This window comes from Massilia antarctica (genome assembly GCF_015689335.1).
GTDB classification, from domain to species: Bacteria; Pseudomonadota; Gammaproteobacteria; order Burkholderiales; family Burkholderiaceae_D; genus Telluria_A; species Telluria_A antarctica.
In genome coordinates this window covers 6,836,312-6,856,017 of record NZ_CP065053.1, presented here as the reverse complement: position 1 = coordinate 6,856,017, position 19,706 = coordinate 6,836,312, and the positions used below count along the sequence as shown (strand labels likewise).

The 19,706-nt window shown below is 64.5% G+C and carries 13 protein-coding genes and 1 other RNA gene; 11 read left to right on the top strand and 3 right to left on the bottom strand.

Annotated features, from left to right (window positions below; translation table 11 throughout):
- Nucleotides 1-13: 13 nt before the first annotated feature.
- The gene (locus IV454_RS30065) at nucleotides 14-2,848 is read right to left on the bottom strand and encodes a two-component system response regulator (protein ID WP_229521920.1); all 2,835 of its coding nucleotides are present in this window, start codon (nucleotides 2,846-2,848) and stop codon (nucleotides 14-16) included.
- Between the two features lie 351 nt (nucleotides 2,849-3,199).
- Here IV454_RS30065 and ribBA point away from each other — a divergent pair, with 351 nt between their 5' ends.
- The 3 genes from ribBA to nusB are packed head-to-tail and all read left to right on the top strand — an operon-like array spanning nucleotide 3,200 to nucleotide 5,399.
- Entirely contained in the window at nucleotides 3,200-4,345 is a 1,146-nt protein-coding gene (ribBA, locus tag IV454_RS30060; RefSeq protein WP_206089285.1) for a bifunctional 3,4-dihydroxy-2-butanone-4-phosphate synthase/GTP cyclohydrolase II, read from the top strand.
- Between the two features lie 45 nt (nucleotides 4,346-4,390).
- The gene (ribH, locus tag IV454_RS30055) at nucleotides 4,391-4,870 is read left to right on the top strand and encodes a 6,7-dimethyl-8-ribityllumazine synthase (RefSeq protein WP_206089284.1); all 480 of its coding nucleotides are present in this window, start codon (nucleotides 4,391-4,393) and stop codon (nucleotides 4,868-4,870) included.
- A gap of 58 nt (nucleotides 4,871-4,928) precedes the next feature.
- Nucleotides 4,929-5,399, top strand: coding sequence for a transcription antitermination factor NusB (gene nusB / locus IV454_RS30050; RefSeq protein ID WP_054263535.1), 471 nt, complete (start codon nucleotides 4,929-4,931; stop codon nucleotides 5,397-5,399).
- A 92-nt stretch (nucleotides 5,400-5,491) separates the two neighbouring features.
- On the opposite strand, the gene IV454_RS30045 is transcribed toward nusB, so the two are convergent.
- Nucleotides 5,492-6,670 carry a hypothetical protein gene (locus IV454_RS30045; protein WP_206089283.1) on the bottom strand — a complete coding sequence of 393 codons (1,179 nt, stop codon included), beginning with the start codon at nucleotides 6,668-6,670 and terminating at the stop codon, nucleotides 5,492-5,494.
- Nucleotides 6,671-7,005: 335 nt separating this feature from the next.
- The gene (locus IV454_RS30040; RefSeq protein ID WP_229521919.1) at nucleotides 7,006-7,806 is read right to left on the bottom strand and encodes a transglycosylase SLT domain-containing protein; all 801 of its coding nucleotides are present in this window, start codon (nucleotides 7,804-7,806) and stop codon (nucleotides 7,006-7,008) included.
- A 578-nt stretch (nucleotides 7,807-8,384) separates the two neighbouring features.
- Here IV454_RS30040 and ubiD point away from each other — a divergent pair.
- The 8 genes from ubiD to IV454_RS30000 all read left to right on the top strand — a co-directional run bounded on the left by ubiD (nucleotide 8,385) and on the right by IV454_RS30000 (nucleotide 19,652).
- Nucleotides 8,385-9,869 (top strand): 4-hydroxy-3-polyprenylbenzoate decarboxylase, encoded by a 1,485-nt coding sequence (gene ubiD, locus IV454_RS30035; RefSeq protein ID WP_206089281.1) that lies wholly within the window; start codon nucleotides 8,385-8,387, stop codon nucleotides 9,867-9,869.
- A gap of 322 nt (nucleotides 9,870-10,191) precedes the next feature.
- Nucleotides 10,192-14,442 carry an RHS repeat-associated core domain-containing protein gene (locus tag IV454_RS30030; RefSeq protein ID WP_206089280.1) on the top strand — a complete coding sequence of 1,417 codons (4,251 nt, stop codon included), beginning with the start codon at nucleotides 10,192-10,194 and terminating at the stop codon, nucleotides 14,440-14,442.
- Nucleotides 14,443-14,469: 27 nt separating this feature from the next.
- Complete coding sequence (locus IV454_RS30025; RefSeq protein ID WP_206089279.1) at nucleotides 14,470-14,988, top strand: hypothetical protein; 519 nt, start codon at nucleotides 14,470-14,472, stop codon at nucleotides 14,986-14,988.
- Nucleotides 14,989-15,038: 50 nt separating this feature from the next.
- Nucleotides 15,039-15,137: signal recognition particle sRNA small type (ffs, locus tag IV454_RS30020), an RNA gene on the top strand.
- A gap of 160 nt (nucleotides 15,138-15,297) precedes the next feature.
- Nucleotides 15,298-17,469 (top strand): DNA polymerase III subunit gamma/tau, encoded by a 2,172-nt coding sequence (locus IV454_RS30015; RefSeq protein ID WP_206089278.1) that lies wholly within the window; start codon nucleotides 15,298-15,300, stop codon nucleotides 17,467-17,469.
- Nucleotides 17,470-17,514: 45 nt separating this feature from the next.
- Nucleotides 17,515-17,841 (top strand): YbaB/EbfC family nucleoid-associated protein, encoded by a 327-nt coding sequence (locus tag IV454_RS30010; RefSeq protein ID WP_054263528.1) that lies wholly within the window; start codon nucleotides 17,515-17,517, stop codon nucleotides 17,839-17,841.
- Complete coding sequence (recR, locus tag IV454_RS30005; RefSeq protein WP_206089277.1) at nucleotides 17,842-18,432, top strand: recombination mediator RecR; 591 nt, start codon at nucleotides 17,842-17,844, stop codon at nucleotides 18,430-18,432.
- Nucleotides 18,432-19,652 (top strand): CaiB/BaiF CoA transferase family protein, encoded by a 1,221-nt coding sequence (locus IV454_RS30000; RefSeq protein ID WP_206089276.1) that lies wholly within the window; start codon nucleotides 18,432-18,434, stop codon nucleotides 19,650-19,652. Before recR ends, IV454_RS30000 begins: the two co-directional genes overlap by 1 nt.
- Nucleotides 19,653-19,706 lie beyond the last annotated feature (54 nt).

The following is a 19,706-nucleotide window of genomic DNA, read 5'->3' as shown; positions in this document are numbered from 1 at the left end:
TGGAGCGCGGATTTTACTCCTTTGGCAAAACACCTACCGGCGGTGGCAAGGTCAGGCGCGCATCGGACGCCATCAAGGTCGCCATCGCGTCGGCGGCCAGCGGACGGCTGAACAGGTAGCCCTGTACCTCGTCGCAGCCGATGCGCTGCAAAAATGCCAGCTGCTCCACTGTCTCCACGCCTTCGGCCACCACCGCGAGCGACAGCCCGTGCGCCAGCGCGATAGTGGCCTGGGCGATCGCGGCGCTGCGCGGGTCGCTGATGATGTTACGGACAAAACTCTGGTCGATCTTCAGCTTGTCGAGCATGAAGCGCGACAGGTAGCCGAGCGAGGAGTAGCCGGTGCCGAAGTCGTCGAGCGAGATCGATACGCCCATGCCGGTCAGTTCGGCCAGTTGCGTTTCGGCCGCCTCGCTGTCGCGCATCATGACGCTTTCGGTCAGTTCGACTTCCAGGTACTGCGCCGCCAGGCCGCTCTCGCGCAGCGCCTCGCGCACCACGGCGGGCACCGTGCCGGCCGTGAACTGGTGCGCGGACACGTTGACCGCCACCTTCAGCGGCGGCAGGCCGGCGTCCTGCCAGGCTTTGTTCTGCATGCAGGCTTCGCGGATCACCCAGTTCCCGATTGGCAGGATCAGGCCCGTGTCCTCGGCCAGCGCGATGAAGTCGCCCGGTCCTACCTGGCCCAGTTCCGGGCTGTTCCAGCGCAGCAGCGCTTCCATGCTGCACATGCGGCCGCTGGCCAGCGCCACCTGCGGCTGGTAGTGCAGCGACAGTTCCTTGCGTTCGATGGCGCGCCGCAGGTGCGTTTCGAGCGCCATCCAGCGCAGCGCGTGGGCGTTCATCTCGCCCTTGAAGAAGCGAAAGCCGTTGCGTCCCGCATCCTTCATGTGCGACAGCGCCACGTCGGCCGCTTTCAGCAGCTCGCTCGGGTTGGCGCCGTCGCGCGGGTAGATGCTGATGCCCACGCTGGTGGTGACGATCAGTTCATGGCCGTCGGCCTGGAACGGCAGCGCGATCTCGTCGATCAGGCGCCGCACTGCCACGATGATGGCGTCCGAGTCCAGGCATTCGGTCAGCAGCAGCACGAATTCGTCGCTGCCCAGGTGCGCCAGCGCGTCGGCAGGACCGGCCAGCATGCCGGCGCGGCGCGCCACTTCGCGCAGCAGGGCGTCGCCGGCTTCGTGTCCCAGGCTGTCGTTGATGCGCTGCAGGCGGTCGATATTAAACAGCAGCAGGGCGATCTGGCGGTCGCCGTGGCGCGCCGAGGCGATCGCCTGCTGCATGCGCTCGACCAGCACCGCGCGGTTCGGCAGCAGGGTCAATGGATCGTGGTTGCTGAGGAAGTCGACCTGGTGGTGGGCGGCCTTGAGCGCGCTGATGTCGCTCGATACCGATACATACGCGTCGATCGCGCCACCAGCCCCGCGCACCGCATTGATGCTGAGCCGCTCCGGGTACACCTGGCCGTTCTTGCGCCGGTTGGTGATGTCGCCGCGCCATTGGCCGCTAGTGGCCAGGCTGGCCCAGATGGCGCGGTAAAAGGCGCTGTCGTGGCGGCCCGACTGCAGCAGGCGCGGATTGCGTCCCACCACTTCCGCTTCGCTGTAGCCGGTAATGAGCTCGAAGGCCGGGTTGACTGCGATGATGGTGCCCATCGCATCGGTCATCATGATGCTCTCTTGCGTGCTTTCAAAAATGCGGGCCGACAGGCGCAAGCGCTGTTCGCTGTCGCGCAGGGCGCGGTCGGCTTGCAGGCGCGCCGCCGCTTCCAGCTGCAACTGGGCGGCGTGGCGCTGCACCACTTCGTACAGGCCCATATTTTCGTACGCCACCGCCAGCTGGGCGCCGAGGGTCACGCCGATGCGTTCATCTTCATGGCTGAACGGGGCCGCGCCGCGCGCGCGGGCGCAGTACATCCAGCCGTACAAATGGTTGCGGTCGCGGATCGCCAGGCCCAGGAAGCCATGCACCGCCGGATGGCCGTCGGGCAGCGCCGCGCCCTCCTGCAGGCGCAGCGCCAGTGGTTGCAGCAGCAGGGCGCCGGGCAACTGGTGCGCATCGAGCGCGCGCGCGGCCAGCAGCGCGCTGTCGACTCCGCGCGCGGCCAGGTGGCGCACGCGCTGCTCGCCGCTGTCGAGCAGGCACACGGCCACGCAGGCGCAATCGAGGATGGTGGCCGCCGCCTGCAGGAACACGCCGATCATCGCATCCGCATTGCGCTCGCCCGTCATGCGCAGACTCATGTCTTCCATGGCGCCGAGGCGCGCGGCCAGGTTGCGCAAGCCGTTCATGCGCTCCCCCAGCAGGGCGCCCAGGTCCGCCTCCAGCGCCGCATTGGTGGCGCCATGGCGCTGCAAGAGGGCGCCCAGCGCCTGGCGCGCCGACACTAGCGCGTCGTCGATGCTGCTGCTCATGTCCTCGCCCGGGCTGGGCATATCCTTGCCGGGAACGGGGAGCTGTTCGGGCACCGGGCCGTCCACCAGTCCCAGTTCGCCGTGCACGGCGGCCAGGATGTCGTCCGGGTCGGCCGGCTTGGCCAGCACCCGGGTCACGCCGCAGCTGCGCGCCAGCGCGGTCGTTTCGCTCATGGCGTAGACGGCTGAATAAAAAATCACGCGGGTGGCGGCCAGGTCCGGGTCGGCGCGCAACTGCTGCACGAATTCGTAGCCGTCCATGGCCGGCATCAGGATATCGGTGATGATCAGGTCGGGCCGCTCGGCGCGCACCTGGGCCAGCGCGTGCGCGCCGTCGTACGCTTCGAGCAGGCGGTGGCCGGTGTGGCCGAGCAGGGCGCTCAGGTAGCGCCGGTTCGACGGCCGGTCGTCGACGATCAGGATGGTCGACATGCGCCTGGCTCCGGGTGCCGGGATGGGGCGGAATGAGATTGAAAAGATGCTGGCATCAAGGGCTCCGGGCATCGCTCCGGCATGCAAGAAGCACGGAAGGCGAGGCCTGCTGTGATGATAATGCAGGTCGGCGCACACTCTCCGGATTTGTTTCGCAACACCCGGTAAAACGTAACATTTTCTTATCATTCACGCCATATTGTTGTCACGTGGCAACAAATCGAGGTGTGCCCGGCTTGCGCCGCCGCGCCTGTTCGACAATCTTCCCAAGCTTGGGGCGGTTGAAGTCGGGTAAATCCTTTAAAATAGCGGATTACGCTCCAGCAGCTTTGTCGCCTCAGAGGATCTTTCATGTCTATCTCCAGTACCCCCGAAATCGTTGAAGAGTTGCGCGCAGGGCGCATGGTCATCCTGGTCGATGAAGAAGACCGCGAGAACGAGGGGGACCTGGTGCTGGCGGCCGATTTCGTCACCCCCGAAGCCATCAATTTCATGGTCAAGCATGCGCGCGGCCTGGTCTGCCTGACCCTGACCGAAGAGCGCTGCAAGCAGCTCAACCTGTCGATGATGACGTCGAGCAACGGTACTTTTTACGGCACCAACTTCACGGTCTCGATCGAAGCGGCCGAGGGCGTGACCACCGGCATTTCGGCGGCCGACCGCGCCAAGACCATCCAGGTGGCGGTGGCCAAGAACGCCAGCCCGGCCGATATCGTCCAGCCGGGCCACATTTTCCCGCTCAAGGCCCAACGCGGCGGCGTGCTGATGCGCGCCGGCCACACCGAAGCCGGCTGCGACCTGACCGAGATGGCCGGCCTGACCCCGGCCTCGGTGATCTGCGAAATCCTCAAGGATGACGGCACCATGGCGCGCCTGCCGGACCTGCTGGAGTTCGCCAGGGAACACAATTTGAAAATCGGCACCATTGCCGACCTGATCCACTACCGGGGCCAGAACGAGTGCCTGGTCGAGCGCATCGCCGAGCGCACCATGCAGACCGCCTACGGCGAGTTCCGCCTGATCGCCTTCCGCGACAAGCCGAGCGGCTCGGCCCACCTGGCCATGGTGCATGGCGACCTGGCGCCGAACCTCAATGCACTGGTGCGCGTGCACCAGCCGGTGTCCATCCTCGACCTGCTCGACAGCGAAGCGACCACCCACTCGTGGACCATGGCCTCGTCGATGCAGGCGATCAAGCAAGCCGACCGCGGCGTCATGGTGCTGCTCAACTGCGGCGAGACGGCCGACCAGCTGTTCGCCCAGTTCGCCGCCCTCGACGCCGGCGCCAAGCCGACCGGGCGCGCCGCCAGCATGGATTTGCGCACCTACGGCATCGGCGCCCAGATCCTCAAGGACTTGGGCGTGGGCAAGATGGAATTGCTGGCCAGCCCGCGCAAAATGCCGTCCATGACCGGTTTCGACCTGGAAGTGACCGGTTACCGCGCCAGGCCGAACGGCGAGCCGAACGGCGAGCTATCCACCAAATCGGTCGCCTGAAGCGGTACACTTCTCATTCAATCACACATATAAAAGGGGTCTGCCATGACCGTAGGAACTTATGAAAGCAATCTGACCGGTGCAGGCCTGCGCGTTGGCATCGTCCAGGCGCGTTTTAACGCCGATGTGGGCCATGGCCTGCTGTCGGCCTGCCTGGCCGAACTGAAACACCTGGGCGTGAGCGACGAAGACGTGCTGCACGTGACCGTGCCCGGCGCGCTGGAAATTCCGCTGGCGCTGCAAAAAATGGCCGAGACCCAGCAGTTCGACGCCCTGGTCGCGCTCGGCGCGGTCATTCGCGGCGAAACGTATCACTTCGAGCTGGTCTCGAACGAATCGGGTTCCGGCATCACCCGCGTCGGCCTCGACTTTGGCATCGCCATCGCCAACGCCGTGCTGACCACCGAAAATGACGAGCAGGCCGAAGCGCGCATGGCGGAAAAGGGTGCCGAAGCGGCGCGCTGCGCCGTCGAGATGGCCAATCTGCTGATCGCGCTCGAAGAGCTGCAAGCCGACGAAGATTGAATTGTCCCTCCCAGAACACCTCGTCAAGAACAAACGGTAATAAGAAGGTAAGAACACCATGACAGAGAAAACCTTGCACGCCAACCCCAGCAAGAACCGCACGCCGCGTCACCGGGCGCGCGAGTTCGCCTTGCAGGGGCTGTATCAATGGCTGCTGAACAATGAAGACGCCACCACGGTCGTGACCAACATCCGGGCAGCGCACGGCTTTGAAAAGGCCGACGCCGACCACTTTGCGGTCTTGCTGTACGGCGCGATCAAGGATTCGGTCGCCCTGCGCGAAGCGTTTGCGCCCCTGATCGACCGCGGCGTGGCCGAGCTGTCCCCGATCGAGCACGCCGTGCTGCTGATCGGTGCGTTCGAGCTGAAGAACAACCTGGATATTCCTTATCGCGTTGTCATCAACGAAGCGGTCGAGCTGACCAAGTCGTTTGGCGGTATCGACGGACACAAGTACGTCAACGGCGTGCTCGACAAGCTGGCGCCGAAGCTGCGCGCGGACGAAGTCGCCGGCGACACCCGCCGCTAAGACGTCCTTCCCACCCATAAAAAAAGCCCGATGCATGCATCGGGCTTTTTACATCGTGCGCCCGATATGGGGGCTCGGGGAGTCTGTTGTGATTACTGGGGCCGTAAGGGATGCGGATAGGTATAGGGGGTATAGTCCGGCCGTGGCGTAAGGAAGAAATGCGTGCCGGCGACAATTTGCTTGGAGCACGGATTTGCAATTTTTGCCGGATTCGTCTCCCATATATAAGCGTCTTGAACCTGATCTTGCGGAGCTGGGCTAACCACCGTCGTAGAACAGCTCATCTGCGCATTGTAGTATGCCTCCGTCAGCAGCTTCACATGCGCCGCAATGTTTTTCCCATAGGTGTTCCCAAAAATAACACCGGCCCCCCCACGGATGCCAATGGCATCGTTTGCGAAGCCGGAGCCAGGGGGGAAATCGGTTTGGAAATCGTTGTTGTAGATTTCCCAACTACGTGTGCCGGTCTTTGATCCATTGCCCAAACCATGTGCATCAAGCTGTGGAAAGTTTCTGGTTTGCATGTTAGCGACAGCTGTGTTATGACGGAAGACGTACTTGGCTCCATTATTCGAAGCGATGTGATGCCGGTTGCCATACATGTAATTATTTTCCACATAAACAGCGTCAGCAGTACCAAGCGCGACATCGGTCCAAGCACCCAATGCATTCAAGACGACCCCATAACCAAGGTTATGCAGCGTTGGGTTATAGTTATTAACAAACTCATTTCCATATATAACGCCACGTTGGCGGGATGGTCCGATGACTTCAACACCAGCGGCGACAAATCCTTCAAAGCGAGAATGCCTCACGATAAAATCAACGCACCCCCCAGCAAGCTGCAGCCCCTTGTGCCTGTCTGTACTGTTCAGGTGGCCTTTCAGTGTGATTCCTGAAAATAGCGCTTGTTTACCTCCGGAATAGCATTGCATCTGGATCATTGCTTCTTTTGAATCCCATTCCGTACGTTCCAGGATGGTTGCATGGACACCAGCACCCCGGATCTCGATACCCGCATTGACCACCAGTTGATTCCCGTGCCAGTCGCATGTGCCTGCCGGGATCGCCAAGATTTCGGCGCCGGCGGCGGCGGCGGTGGATGCTGCGCTTGCCACGTCCGCGAATTCGCAGCTCGCTGCCGTGATCGTTGTAGGACTCGCGTTCGCATTGTTCGCACCGCAAAGAAGCGTGGTGCCGATTACCAGGCTGCGCAGTAGGGCGTTAGGACGCGATGTTGAAACGTGAAGGAAATGTTTGCTGGATATCATTGTCGAATGCTGTTGAAGGTTAGGTGAGCACGCGGACTGCCATCGCTGCGGCGGTCTGCACGAAGGCACGATCAGACCCACTCGGCTTCTAGCCGCAGTGGCAATCCTTGTTGAACATGCACAAATCGTAACATGACTATGTTAAATAAATGAAAACAAATCCTGTTCCTTGCGGCGGGCGAGCATCCATTCGGGACGGCGGATCGACAAGCTGGCACCGAAGCTGCACGCGGACGAAGTCGCCGGCGACACCTGCCGCCAAGACGTCCTTCCCGACCATAAAAAAGCCCGATGCACGCATCGGGCTTTTTTACATCCATATATATAACAGCACCTTACAAGCGGGCGATCTGCTCCTGCGAGGCTTTTTCGCCCATGACCGGCTTCGGCGCGGCGGGCGTCGTCACGGTCGGCACTTTTTTGCCGCTCGCAACGAGCTTGAGCTTCTGATATTCGTTCATCACGCGCGAGCCGTAACCCTGGTCGGTTTCAAAGGCGGCGGCGCCCACGTACGTCTTCAGGCCGGCTTCCACCGAACCGCCGCGTTTCACGTATTCCTTGAGGATCAGCGAGCCAACCCGGATATTTGCCACGGGATTGAGCGCAGCCTTGGTGCCGCCCATGTCCTGGAACTTCTCATGGTGAATCTTCGACATCACCTGCATCAAGCCTTGCGCGCCCACCGGGCTCTCGGCAAACGGGTTCAGGCCTGATTCGATGGCCATCACCGCCAGGATCAGGAGCGGATCGAGCTTGATTTCGCGCGCCGTCGAATAGGCGGTCGACACCAGCATGTTGGCGGCGTCGCCAGCCACGCGGTAGCGCTTGGACAGCCAGGTGGTGACGAACTCCTGCTGCTTGCGGTTCGCTTTGCTTGCCTTTTCGTCGAGCGCCAGGATCGGCGGCTCGTTCGGCGCCAGCACGGCTGGTGCGGGCAAGGGCGCCGGTGCCGGCGTTGGCGCCGTCATCAGGGCCGACAGGGCGGGCGCCTGCACGGGCGCGCGCACGACGACGGGCGCCTGCTTGTGCGGCGGGGCCAGCAGTTGCGACGCTTCGTGCGCCACTTCCGGACGCAGATAGAGCAAGGCCATCATGGCCAGTGCGGAAACACCGAAAAACGTCAGTGTGTGCTGCATTGTAGTCAAGAGACCACGCGCCGTTTTGCTCACGGAAGACCACGTGAATGGCTGGCTGGCCATGGTTTGGGCGAGCTTTGCTGTCGCCCCGTTGAAACGATGTATCATCGAATTCCCCTTTGTCGCGGAAAAAGCCATCCCGGCACCGCGCGTTAGCGCAGCGGGCAGACTTATGCCGTGCATCAGAAATATCGTCCATCGCCGCCGCATGGGCGCGCGATTAACGCCGTCATTGCTCGCCTCAGCTGGTCGTTCCCTGTGGTATTGGACCAGTAGCTAAACAACTGTTTCGGGGGAGAAGGCAGACGCCTATTGAAAACACTCCTTAAAATGTCATTGGGGCCCCGACCCCGTGAAGTTATGAGACAGGCTAGAATCGAGTCCGTAGACAGTGCCTGCTCATCAAGTAGGGCGAATTGTAGAAGCCGGTATATACTAAGTCAATACTAGCACGAACGTTCTATATTACTTTTAAATCTAGCTTTTAGTGCTGCGTTGCAGCAAAGTCCTATGAAATCAACCACTTGCCATGGCTAATTGAACAACCATGCTTACATGAAAAAAAGAATTTAAAACCGATGAATTACGTAGACTTGCGCGATTTCATGTCGAAAATGCAAGAAATGGGCGAATTGAAGCGCATTTCCTTGCCAGTTTCCCCTTATTTGGAGATGACGGAGGTGTGCGACCGCGCTTTGCGGGCCGCCGGACCGGCCATTTTGTTTGAAAATCCGACCGGCCATACGATTCCGGTCCTTGGCAATCTGTTCGGCACGCCGCGCCGGGTGGCGCTCGGCATGGGCGCCGACGATGTGAGCGAGTTGCGAAAAATTGGCCATGTCTTGGCCCGCCTCAAGGAGCCGGAGCCGCCCAAGGGCTTCAAGGATTTGATGGGGCTCGGTTCCCTGGTCAAGGCCGTGTGGGACATGTCGCCCAAGGAAGTGCGCGGCGCCGCCTGCCACGATATCGTCTGGGAAGGCGCCGAGGTCGATCTGGCGCGCCTGCCGATCCAGCATTGCTGGCCGGGCGACATCGCGCCCCTGATCACCTGGGGCCTGGTGATCACCAAGGGCCCTAACAAGAAGCGCCAGAACCTGGGCATCTACCGCCAGCAGGTGATCGGGCCGAACAAGGTTATCATGCGCTGGCTGGCGCACCGCGGCGGCGCGCTCGACTTCCGCGAGCATGGCATCGCCACCAAGGGCCAGCCGTATCCGGTGGCGGTGGCGCTGGGCGCCGACCCGGCCACCATCCTCGGCGCGGTCACGCCGGTGCCGGACAGCCTGTCCGAATACCAGTTCGCCGGCTTGCTGCGCGGCAGCCGTACGGTGCTGACCAAGGCCATCGGCAGCGAGTTGCGTGTGCCGGCCTCGGCCGAGATCGTGCTCGAAGGGCATATTTACGCCGATCCGAACCATCCGACCGGCTACGAGCACGCGCTGGAAGGGCCGTTCGGCGACCATACCGGCTACTATAATGAGCAGGACAGTTTTCCGGTGTTTACCATCGACCGCATCACCATGCGGCGCGACCCGATTTATCACTCTACGTATACAGGCAAGCCGCCGGACGAGCCGGCCGTGCTCGGGGTGGCGCTCAATGAAGTGTTCATTCCGCTGCTGCAAAAGCAGTTCAGCGAAATCACCGACTTTTACCTGCCGCCCGAAGGCTGCAGCTACCGCATGGCCGTGGTGCAGATGAAAAAGCAGTACGCCGGCCACGCCAAGCGCGTGATGTTCGGCGTGTGGAGCTTCCTGCGCCAGTTCATGTATACCAAGTTCATCGTGGTGGTGGACGAGGACGTCGATATCCGCGACTGGAAAGAGGTGATCTGGGCCATCACGACGCGGGTCGATCCGCTGCGCGACACCTTGCTGGTCGACAATACTCCGATCGATTACCTCGATTTTGCCTCGCCCGTCAGTGGGCTGGGCAGCAAGATGGGGATTGACGCGACCAATAAATGGCCGGGCGAGACCAGCCGCGAGTGGGGTACGACGATCAGCATGACGCCGGAAGTGAAGGCGCGGGTCGATTCGATCTGGCAGGAACTGGGTATTTGAGCTGGGTATGTAAGTTGTAGAAGCGGGGGGGCTTGGCTTCCAGACCCCACTTCGGCCTCCGCCTTGTCGTCGGCCAGCTCGTTGAGCCGGGGGCATGGGATGCGGGGCGATCCGCACGCGCGGCCGTTCGGACCGTGGTGACAAGCTCGTCGGTTTCAGTGTATTCTTGCACTGATTAAGTGTTGTTATAGTTGTATTCTTGTGGATTCGTTCAGCAGCAAGCTGGCACCGATAACAAGCCCGGGCGCACACTGGCGTCCGATGACAAACCGGAAAAGGCGTGCCGAGGCACTGGCCTTCACCAACCAGGTACCAACCCGCCATGTTTGAAGCCGCCCGTCTCACCGACCCCATCGCCCACAGCAGCGCCCTGGCCGGCTTTCTCGTCGGCGCCCTGATCGGCATCGCGCTGATCGCCGCCGTGGCGTTTGCCACCTTCACCTGCGGTTTCGGCGTCGCACTGCTGGCCGGCCTGGCGGCCGGCGTGGGCGCCTCCTTGATACTCGGCATAGGCGAGGCGATCGGCAAGTCGTTCATGTCGCCCGCCGGCACCATCACCAGCGGCTCGCCCACGGTCTTTACCAACAGTCGGCCGGCCGCCTTCGCCAAGGCCAGCACGGTCCTGTGCGACAAACACAGTCCGGTGCCGCTGGTGGCGGAGGGTTCGACGAATGTCTTCATCAACGGCTTCGCCGCCGCGCGCAAGAAAGACCACACGACCTGCGGCGCCGAGATCGATGACGGTTCCTCGAACGTGTTCATCGGCGGCGGCACCAAGGCATACCTGCCGGTCGCCGACGAAGTGCCGCCATGGCTGCGTACCACGGTCGACTGGGCGTTCGCGCTGGCCGGGCTGGCGGGCGGCCTGGGTGGCATGCTCAAGGCCGCCGGAGGATTGTCGCGCGCGGTGCTGCCGTGCGCAGCGAAATTCATCGCCGGCTACGTGGCCGGCGAAGCGGTCGGCCGCTACGTGGCCGCCCCCATCATCTCGCGCGTGATGGGCGGCCTGCTGGGCAACCCGGTCGAGGTGGCGACCGGACGCAAGGTGCTGCTGGCCCAGCACGAAATCGACGCCGTGGTCCAAAGCCCCATCCCGCTGGTCTGTTCGCGCTTTTACGCCAGCGACCTCGCTTTCGAGGGCAGCCTGGGCAAGGGCTGGGTGCTGCCCTGGGATTTGCGCCTCCAGCAGCGCGACGGCAGGATCTGGTTTGCCGATGGCCAGGGCCGCGAGACGGGCTTCCCGCTGGTGCAGCCGGGTCACTGCGCCTACAGCGACGCGGAGCAGTGCTACCTGTCCTGCACCGCGACCGGACAGTTCATCCTGTATGACTTGAACGAGGTGTATCACGACTTCGGCCAGCTCGACCCCGGCGGCGCCATCGCCTGGGTGCGGCGCAGGGAAGACCGCACCGGCCAGTGGCACAGCTACCTGCGCGACGACGCCGGCCGCGTGAGCGTGATTCGCACCAGCGGCGGCCAGCAGCTGCAACTGCACTACGCGGACGCCCCCTCGCGCCTGACCGCGATCGACTGCACCGATGGCGGCACCCCCGGCACCCTGGTCGGCTATGGCTATGACGGCGCGGGCCAGCTGGTATCCGTCACCGACGCCAACGGCGCCGTGGCGCGCCGCTTCAGCTACCTTGACGGGCGCATGGCCAGCCACACCAACGCCCTCGGCCTGGTTTGTACTTACGAGTGGGCCGAGATCGACGGCGCCGCGCGCGTCGTCGCCTGCCGCACCAGCGAGGGCGACCACACCAGTTTTCGCTACGACCGCGAGGCGCGCCAGACCTGGGCCCAGGACGAACAGGGGCGCACCGCCCACTGGCAATACGATGCGCAGTTCCAGATCACCGCGTGCACCGATTTCGACGGCGCCAGCTACCGCATCGCCTTCAACGATGCCGGCATGCCGCAGGCGGTTTCGCTGCCGGGCGAGCGCGCAGTGGCCTTCGAATACGACCTCGCCGCGCGCATCATCGCCGAAACCGATCCCCTCGGCCGCGTCACCCGCACCAGCTACGACACAAACAGCCTGCGCATCAGCGAACTGATTCTGCCCGACGGCTCCCGCTGGCGCGCCGAGTACGACTATCTGGGGCGCCTGCTGGCGACCACCGATCCTCTCGGCCGCGAGGAACGCAATGAATACCCGGATGGCCTGAGTCCCTGGCCGGTCGCGCACATCGATGCCGGCGGCGGGCGCCGCCAGATGGAATGGAACCGGCGCGGCCAGATGACGTCGCACACCGACTGCTCGGGCAAGGTCACGCGCTACCAGTACAACGCCGACGGCCAGTTGGCCAGCCTGACGGACGCCCTGGGCCAGACCACGCGCTACCACTACCTGCGCACGGGCGAGCCGACCCAGGTGGTGCTGGCCGACGGCAGCACCGAACAATTCGCGTACGATGCGGCCGGCCTGCTGGTCGAGCAGCGTGGCGCCGGCCAGCAGCCGCGCCGCTGGGTGCGCAACGCGCGCGGCCAGGTGCTCGATGTCATCGATCCGGCGCAGCATCATCTGCGCTACCGCTACGATGTGCGCGGGCGTGTGGTGGAACTGGCGCGCGGCGAGGACGCGCGCTACCGCTTCGAATACGATGCAGGCGACCGCCTGGCGCGCGAAGTGCGCCCGGACGGCGCCGAGCGCCGCATGCGCTACGACCCGGCGGGCGAGCTTCAGGAGATCGAAAAAATTGGCGCCGCCCAGGGCCAGGGTGCGCGCCGCACGGTTGTCTATGAACGCGACAAGGCCGGGAGGATGCTGGCCCAGACCACGGCAACGGCCACCACCCGCTACACCTGGGACGATGGCGACCACCTGCTCGAAGCGGCGTCCGAGCCGAACGCCGATGGCGCCGCGCTGGGCGTGGCGGCGGGCGCGGTGCGCTTCGAGTACGACGCGGCGGGCCGCATGGTGGCCGAACATGGCGCCGAGGGCACGGTCGGCTATGGACTCGACGCGCTCGATAACCTTGTATCGCTGGCGCTGCCGCACGGCCAGCGCATCGACATGCTCACCTACGGTTCCGGCCACGTGCATCAGATCCGCTGCGCCGGCCAGGTGATTTGCGACTTCGAGCGCGACGACCTGCACCGCGAAGTCGAACGCACCCAGGGCCGCCTGACGCAGCGCATCGGGTACGACATCCTGGGCCGGCGCACCTCGCAGACGGCGGGCAGCGCGCCGGAACTGGCGGCCGCGCAGGCGCGCCTGTGGCGCAGCTATCGCTACCATCCCTCCGGCGACCTGGCCGAGCAGCGCGACAGCGTGCGCGGCGCGATCGATTTCCAGTACGATGCGCTCGGCCAGTTGCAGCGCCAGACCCGCCACGCCGACCAGCAGCAGGAACGTTTTGTGTGGGATGCCGCCGGCAACCTGTTGCAGGACGCGGGCGAAAAGAGCCGCGGCCAGGTCGAGGGCAACCGGCTCAAGGTCTGGCAAGACCTGCGCTTCGAGTACGATGCCTGGGGCAATATGGTCACCAAGCGCAAGGGCGCGCATCAGGTCCAGCGCTTCAGTTTCGACGCCGAAGACCGGCTGGTGAGCGTGGTGACGGAAAACCCGCACGGCGTGTCGGAAACGCGGATGGCGTACGATCCGCTGGGCCGCCGCATCGCCACCACGGAGACCCGTGCGCAAGCGGGCGGGCGCGCGCGCACGGCCGTCAAGCGCTTCGTCTGGCAGGGGCTGCGCATGGTGCAGGAGCGGCGCGAGAATGCCGTGAGCAGTTATGTGTTCAGTCCCGATGCCACTTACACGCCGCTGGCGCGGGTCGATGCGGTGATCGCCGCCGCCGCGACGGCCGCCGCCATCGCCACCGCGCAAAACACGGCGCGCGTGTATCACTTTCATACCGACCTGGTTGGCGCGCCGCTGGAAATGACGGACGACGCGGGCGAGCCGGCATGGGCCGGCACCTACCAGGCCTGGGGCAAGCTCGGCACCGACGACGATGTGGCGCTCCCCGGCGCCATCGACCAGCCCTTGCGCTACCCGGGCCAGTACGCCGACGAAGGCACCGGGCTGCATTACAATACCTTCCGCTTTTACGACCCCGACATCGGGCGCTTCATCAGCCCCGACCCGATCGGTCTGGCCGGCGGCGACAATCTTTATGCGTACGCGCCCAATCCGTCCGGCTGGATGGACCCGTGGGGGCTGATGCCGTGGGTCGATCCGGTCAATGTCGGGCACCACCTGGTGCCGCAAAGCCTGGCCCGCTCGACTGGCCCCAGCCTGGTGGCGACCCTGTTTGGCAGTAACACCCAGACGCCGACCTTCTTCTTCTCGAAGCCGTATGTGTCGGGCAGCCATGAAGCCATTCACGCGGCCCAGAAACCGTTTGTCGGGCGCCTGACAGGGTCGTGGAGCGGCAAGCCGATGGACCTGGTCCGGGCCGCGGGCAAGGGCTTGGATGCGGTATCGCATATCCGCGGCGACCTGAAAATACCGGCAACGGGTGAAGTCATCGCGCACAATGTCACGCCGCGCCAGGCTTTTTCTGCGCTGCTGACGTGGGGCAGGAAGCAGGCAATGCCGCCGCGGCCCCCGTCAGGCGGCTGCTGATTACAATAGGACAGTGGAGCTATGAACATGCAGCAATTCGAGGTGGTCGTCGACTTTGGCGGCATCGTGGTGTTCGACGACAAGGGCTTGCAGGCGTATTTCGGCCACATCGCCGAGGGCGACAATCTTTATACGCGCTTCACCACCAGCGACGATGGCGACAAGGTGGTGGAGCAGGGGATCGTGATTCCCATCATTGGCGTGAACGACAGTATCTACCGGGTGCTGGTGCGCATGGACGGGGAGCCGTCCGCCGTTCCTGACGAGCTGATCGTTGTGAGGAATGCGTGGTTCCCGCTGCGGGTCACTGGCCGGCTCATCATTGCGGACCTGGCCGTGTTCCTCGAATGGTATCCGGAAGAGGGCTGGCAGCGCATCGATGTGCCGCACGGATGCTACGCGGCCGCGGTCAACGGTTTCCGCAAGGTGGAAAATAATGTGGTGGTCGACTTCGGCTTCGAAATCGTCCTCACACAAGCCGACGCGCTGCCGGCCATGACCGCCCAGTTGCAGCAGAACATGCAGGTGCTCGAACTGCCGGGATGAAGGTGCAAGCTGTTTCACACAAATTCTCCCGGTCGGTTATAATTGTCGCTGGCGGGCCCCTGCGCATTGTGGCATGGCTAACCTGGTCAGGTCGGGAACGAAGCAGCCACGGCCGTTAACCATAAGTGCCGCAGATCAGGCTCGCCTTTTTGATCTCCCTGTTGTCCAGTCTCCGTTCTACCTTCCCCCAGCACAGTCGCAGATCGTCCGCACAAGCGGTACTTTCGCATTCCCGCGCGCTCTTGCTACAATTGCCTTTTCGGGGAGCGGGAATCCCCGCCGCGTTCGCTATCTACGGTAAAATTCAGCATGTCCTATCAAGTCCTCGCCCGCAAATACCGTCCCAAGAATTTCGACACGCTCGTCGGCCAGGAGCACGTGGTGCGCGCGCTGACGCACGCCCTGCAAACCGGCCGCCTGCACCACGCCTATCTGTTCACCGGCACCCGCGGTGTCGGCAAGACGACCTTGTCGCGCATCCTGGCCAAGTCGCTCAACTGCATCGGCCCTGACGGCAACGGCGGCATCACCGCCGACCCGTGCGGCGTGTGCGACGCCTGCACCGCCATCGATGCCGGCCGCTTCGTCGACTATATCGAGATGGATGCCGCATCGAACCGCGGCGTCGACGAAATGGCGCAGCTGCTGGAGCAGGCCGTGTACGCCCCCTCGAACGCGCGCTTCAAGGTCTACATGATCGACGAGGTGCACATGCTGACCAACCACGCCTTCAACTCCATGTTGAAGACCCTGGAAGAGCCGCCCGAGCACGTCAAGTTCATCCTGGCGACCACCGATCCGCAAAAAATTCCCGTCACCGTGCTGTCGCGCTGCCTGCAGTTCAATCTCAAGCAGATGCCGCCGGGGCATATCATCAGCCACCTCGATAACATCCTCGGCCAGGAAGGCATCAGCTTCGAGCAGCCGGCCCTGCGCCTCCTGGCCCAGGGCGCGCACGGTTCGATGCGCGACGCGCTCTCGCTGACCGACCAGGCCATCGCCTACGCGGCCGGCGAAGTCACGCTCGACGCGGTGCAGGGCATGCTCGGCGCGCTCGACCAGACTTACCTCGTGCGCCTGCTCGATGCGCTGCTGGCGCAGGACGGCGCCGACCTGATGGCGGTGGCCGACGAAATGGCCAGCCGCAGCCTGTCGTACAACGGCGCGCTGCAAGACCTGGGTACCTTGCTGCACCGGATCGCGCTGGCGCAAAGCGTGCCGTCCGCCGTGCCCGAAGACTTGCCCGAACTGGCCGACATCCTGCGTCTGGCGGCGGCTTTCGACGCCCAGGAAGTGCAGCTGTTTTACCAGATCGCCGTCCACGGCCGCAACGAGATCGGCCTGGCGCCCGACGAATACGCCGGCTTCACCATGACCTTGTTGCGCATGCTCGCTTTCCGCCCCGGTAACGGTGGTGCCGAAGGCGCGCCGCCGACAGGTTCCGGCGCGGCCCGTTCGCCCACGCCGGCGCGCGCCGCCGCTGCTGCCGCCGCCGCGCCGGCACGCGCCGCATCGGCCGCCGTCGCCAGCCACGCCGTGGTGAGCGCGCCGCCGCCGGCGCCACGCATGCCACCGCCGCCAGCGCCAGTAGCGGCGGCACCCGCGCCGGTTGCGGCGCCGGCGGCCAGCGTACCGGCCATGAATTCGGCGCGTGCCGCGATCAACGCCGCCCTGGAAGCGGCACGTTCGGCCAGCCGTGGCCAGACCTCCTCGCCGCGCCGTCCGACCGCCATGTCGAATCAGGCGGCCGCCAACGCCGCCGCCGCTGCCTCACCGCAGGCGGCCCCGGAAACAGCACCGGAATCCGCACCCGCGGCACCGGCCGCGCCAGCCGCATCGAAGGCGCCGCCGCCGTGGGAGCAGGGCGAGCCCCAGGCTGCCGCGCCCCAGGCCGCACCGCCGCCAGCGCCACCGATGCCCGAAGCGCACTATCCCGAGATGCCGGATGACGAGCCGCCGTCGTGGGTTACCGAATTTTCCGACGACACCGCCGTCGCACAGGAAGCGCCACCGGCCGCGGCCCCGCGCGCGCCCGCGCGGCCGCGCCCCGCTTACGTCATCACCGCTGTGCCCGAGATCGACTGGGATGGCAACTGGCCGGGCCTGGCCGCCGGCCTGGCCTTGCGCGGCGTGTCGCAGCAACTGGCGCTGCAAACGGAACTGGTGTCCTGTGTGGTGGACGGTAACGTCACCACCTTCAACCTGCGCGTGCCGATCGACACCCTGCGCGCCAGCGGCAATACCGAAAAACTGTGCGCCGCGCTGCAGGAACGCTTCGCCACGACCAAGATCCACCTCGAGATCGACATCGGCCAGGTGTGGTACACGGCCAGCGCCGAAGCGATCGCCTACCGCGAAGAATGCCAGCGCGTGGCCGAGGAAACCGTGGCCAACGACCCGTTCGTGAAAGACGTGATGCGCGACCTTGGCGCCTTCATCGTGCCCGGCTCGGTGCGTCCCGCCCCAAGCGCGTCCGCCTGACCCCACACCCCTAATTGACTATTTTTTGAATCCCGGAGAACCACTATGATGAAGAACCAGCTCGCAGGCTTGATGAAACAGGCGCAAGCCATGCAGGACAACATGAAGAAGGCGCAGGAACAGTTGGCCAACGTCGAAGTCGAAGGCCAGTCCGGTGCCGGCCTCGTGAAGATCGTCATGACCTGCAAGAACGACGTCAAGCGCGTTTCGATCGACCCGTCCTTGCTGGCCGACGACAAGGACATGCTGGAAGACCTGGTCGCCGCTGCCTTCAACGACGCCGTGCGCAAGGCCGAAGCGACGTCCGCCGAAAAAATGAGTGGCCTCTCGGCCGGCATGCAGCTGCCGCCCGGCTTCAAGATGCCGTTCTAAATGTCCAAATCGCTCGACTTCCTGACCGAAGCGCTGCGCCGTTTGCCTGGCGTTGGCCCGAAGTCGGCGCAACGCATGGCCTTCCACCTGCTGCAGCACGACCGCGAGGGCGCAGCCATGCTCTCGCGCGCGCTGTATCAGGCGGTCGATTCGGTTCACCACTGCGCCCTGTGTAACACCTTCGCCGAAACCGAAGTGTGCGACCTGTGCCTGGACGACCAGCGCGACACCACTCTTCTTTGCGTGGTCGAGACGCCGGCCGACCAGATGATGATCGAGCAGACCCTGACCTTCAAGGGCCTGTACTTCATCCTCATGGGGCGTCTGTCGCCGCTCGACGGCATTGGCCCGAAAGACATCCACCTCGAAAAACTGCTGGTGCGCGCGGCCGACGGCGTGGTCGGCGAAGTGGTCCTGGCGACCAATTTCACCAACGAAGGCGAAGCCACCGCCCACTACATCAGCGAAATGCTCAAGGCGCGCGGCCTGAAAGTGAGCCGCCTGGCGCGCGGCGTGCCGGTCGGCGGCGAACTCGAATACGTCGACCCGGGCACCATCGCGCGCGCGATGCTCGACCGGCGCAGCACCTGATGACGGCGCCGCCATTCAAGCCTGGCGCACTGGCCGGTATCAAGGTGCTCGAACTGGGAACCCTGATCGCCGGCCCGTTCTGCGCGCGCATGCTGGCCGAATTCGGTGCCGATGTGATCAAGGTCGAAGCGCCCGATGGCGGCGATCCGATCCGCCAGTGGCGCATCCTCAAGGACGGCACCTCGCTGTGGTGGTCGGTCCAGTCGCGCAACAAGAAAAGCATCACCCTCAACATGAAGGATGAACGCGGCCGCGCCATCGCCAGGCAGCTGGCCTTGGAAGCGGACATCATCATCGAAAATTACCGCCCCGGCGTGCTCGAAAAATGGGGCATCGGCTATGAACAGATCAAGGCCCTCAACCCGGCCGCGATCATGGTGCGCCTGTCCGGCTTCGGCCAGACGGGCCCGATGAAGGACCAGCCGGGCTTCGGCGCCATCGGCGAATCGATGGGCGGGCTGCGCTATGTGTCCGGCCATCCGGACCGCCCGCCGGTGCGGGTGGGCGTGTCGATCGGCGACTCGGTGGCCGCGCTGCACGGCGTGATCGGCGCCATGATGGCGCTGCGCCACCGCGATGCCACCGGCGGGAGGGTGGACGGCGAAGGGCAGATGGTCGACGTGGCCCTGTACGAAGCCGTGTTCAATCTGATGGAGTCGCTGGTGCCCGAGTTCGACCACGCCGGCGTGGTGCGCGAGCGTACCGGCGGCGCGCTGCCGGGCATCGTGCCGTCGAATACCTACACCACCGGCGACGGCGAGAACATCGTCATCGCCGGCAATGGCGACGCCATCTTCAAGCGCCTGATGCTGGCCATGGGCCGCATCGACATGGCGGGCGATCCGCAGCTGGCGCGCAACGATGGCCGCGTGCCGCGCAGCGCCGAGATCGACGAGGCTATTCAAGCCTGGTGCGCCACCCAAAGCATCGATAGCGCGCTGGCGACCTTGCAAGCCGCCGATGTCCCGGCCGGCAAGATCTATTCGGTGCGCGACATGATGAGCGACCCGCAGTTCCTCGCGCGCGACATGTTCGAGCAGCACCACTTCGCCGACGGCACGCCGGTCAAGCTGCCCGCCATCACGCCCAAGCTGTCGGCCACGCCGGGCCAGACCCGCTGGCTCGGCCCGACCTTGGGTGAACACACCGACGACATCCTTGCCAGCCTCGGCTATGACGCCGATGCGATTGCCGCCCTGAGACAGGCCAAGGTGCTGTAGACGCATCCCGGCGGCGGGCAGGCCGGGCTCGCAGCTAGCGGTTTCCACCCTGGC

What these genes read in the sequence shown, in the direction of transcription:
- IV454_RS30065 (WP_229521920.1), bottom strand. Translation starts at nt 2,848, where the DNA reads ATGTCGACCATCCTGATCGTCGACGACCGGCCGTCGAACCGGCGCTAC.
- ribBA (WP_206089285.1), top strand. Translation starts at nt 3,200, where the DNA reads ATGTCTATCTCCAGTACCCCCGAAATCGTTGAAGAGTTGCGCGCAGGG.
- ribH (WP_206089284.1), top strand. Translation starts at nt 4,391, where the DNA reads ATGACCGTAGGAACTTATGAAAGCAATCTGACCGGTGCAGGCCTGCGC.
- nusB (WP_054263535.1), top strand. Translation starts at nt 4,929, where the DNA reads ATGACAGAGAAAACCTTGCACGCCAACCCCAGCAAGAACCGCACGCCG.
- IV454_RS30045 (WP_206089283.1), bottom strand. Translation starts at nt 6,670, where the DNA reads ATGATATCCAGCAAACATTTCCTTCACGTTTCAACATCGCGTCCTAAC.
- IV454_RS30040 (WP_229521919.1), bottom strand. Translation starts at nt 7,806, where the DNA reads ATGCAGCACACACTGACGTTTTTCGGTGTTTCCGCACTGGCCATGATG.
- ubiD (WP_206089281.1), top strand. Translation starts at nt 8,385, where the DNA reads ATGAATTACGTAGACTTGCGCGATTTCATGTCGAAAATGCAAGAAATG.
- IV454_RS30030 (WP_206089280.1), top strand. Translation starts at nt 10,192, where the DNA reads ATGTTTGAAGCCGCCCGTCTCACCGACCCCATCGCCCACAGCAGCGCC.
- IV454_RS30025 (WP_206089279.1), top strand. Translation starts at nt 14,470, where the DNA reads ATGCAGCAATTCGAGGTGGTCGTCGACTTTGGCGGCATCGTGGTGTTC.
- IV454_RS30015 (WP_206089278.1), top strand. Translation starts at nt 15,298, where the DNA reads ATGTCCTATCAAGTCCTCGCCCGCAAATACCGTCCCAAGAATTTCGAC.
- IV454_RS30010 (WP_054263528.1), top strand. Translation starts at nt 17,515, where the DNA reads ATGATGAAGAACCAGCTCGCAGGCTTGATGAAACAGGCGCAAGCCATG.
- recR (WP_206089277.1), top strand. Translation starts at nt 17,842, where the DNA reads ATGTCCAAATCGCTCGACTTCCTGACCGAAGCGCTGCGCCGTTTGCCT.
- IV454_RS30000 (WP_206089276.1), top strand. Translation starts at nt 18,432, where the DNA reads ATGACGGCGCCGCCATTCAAGCCTGGCGCACTGGCCGGTATCAAGGTG.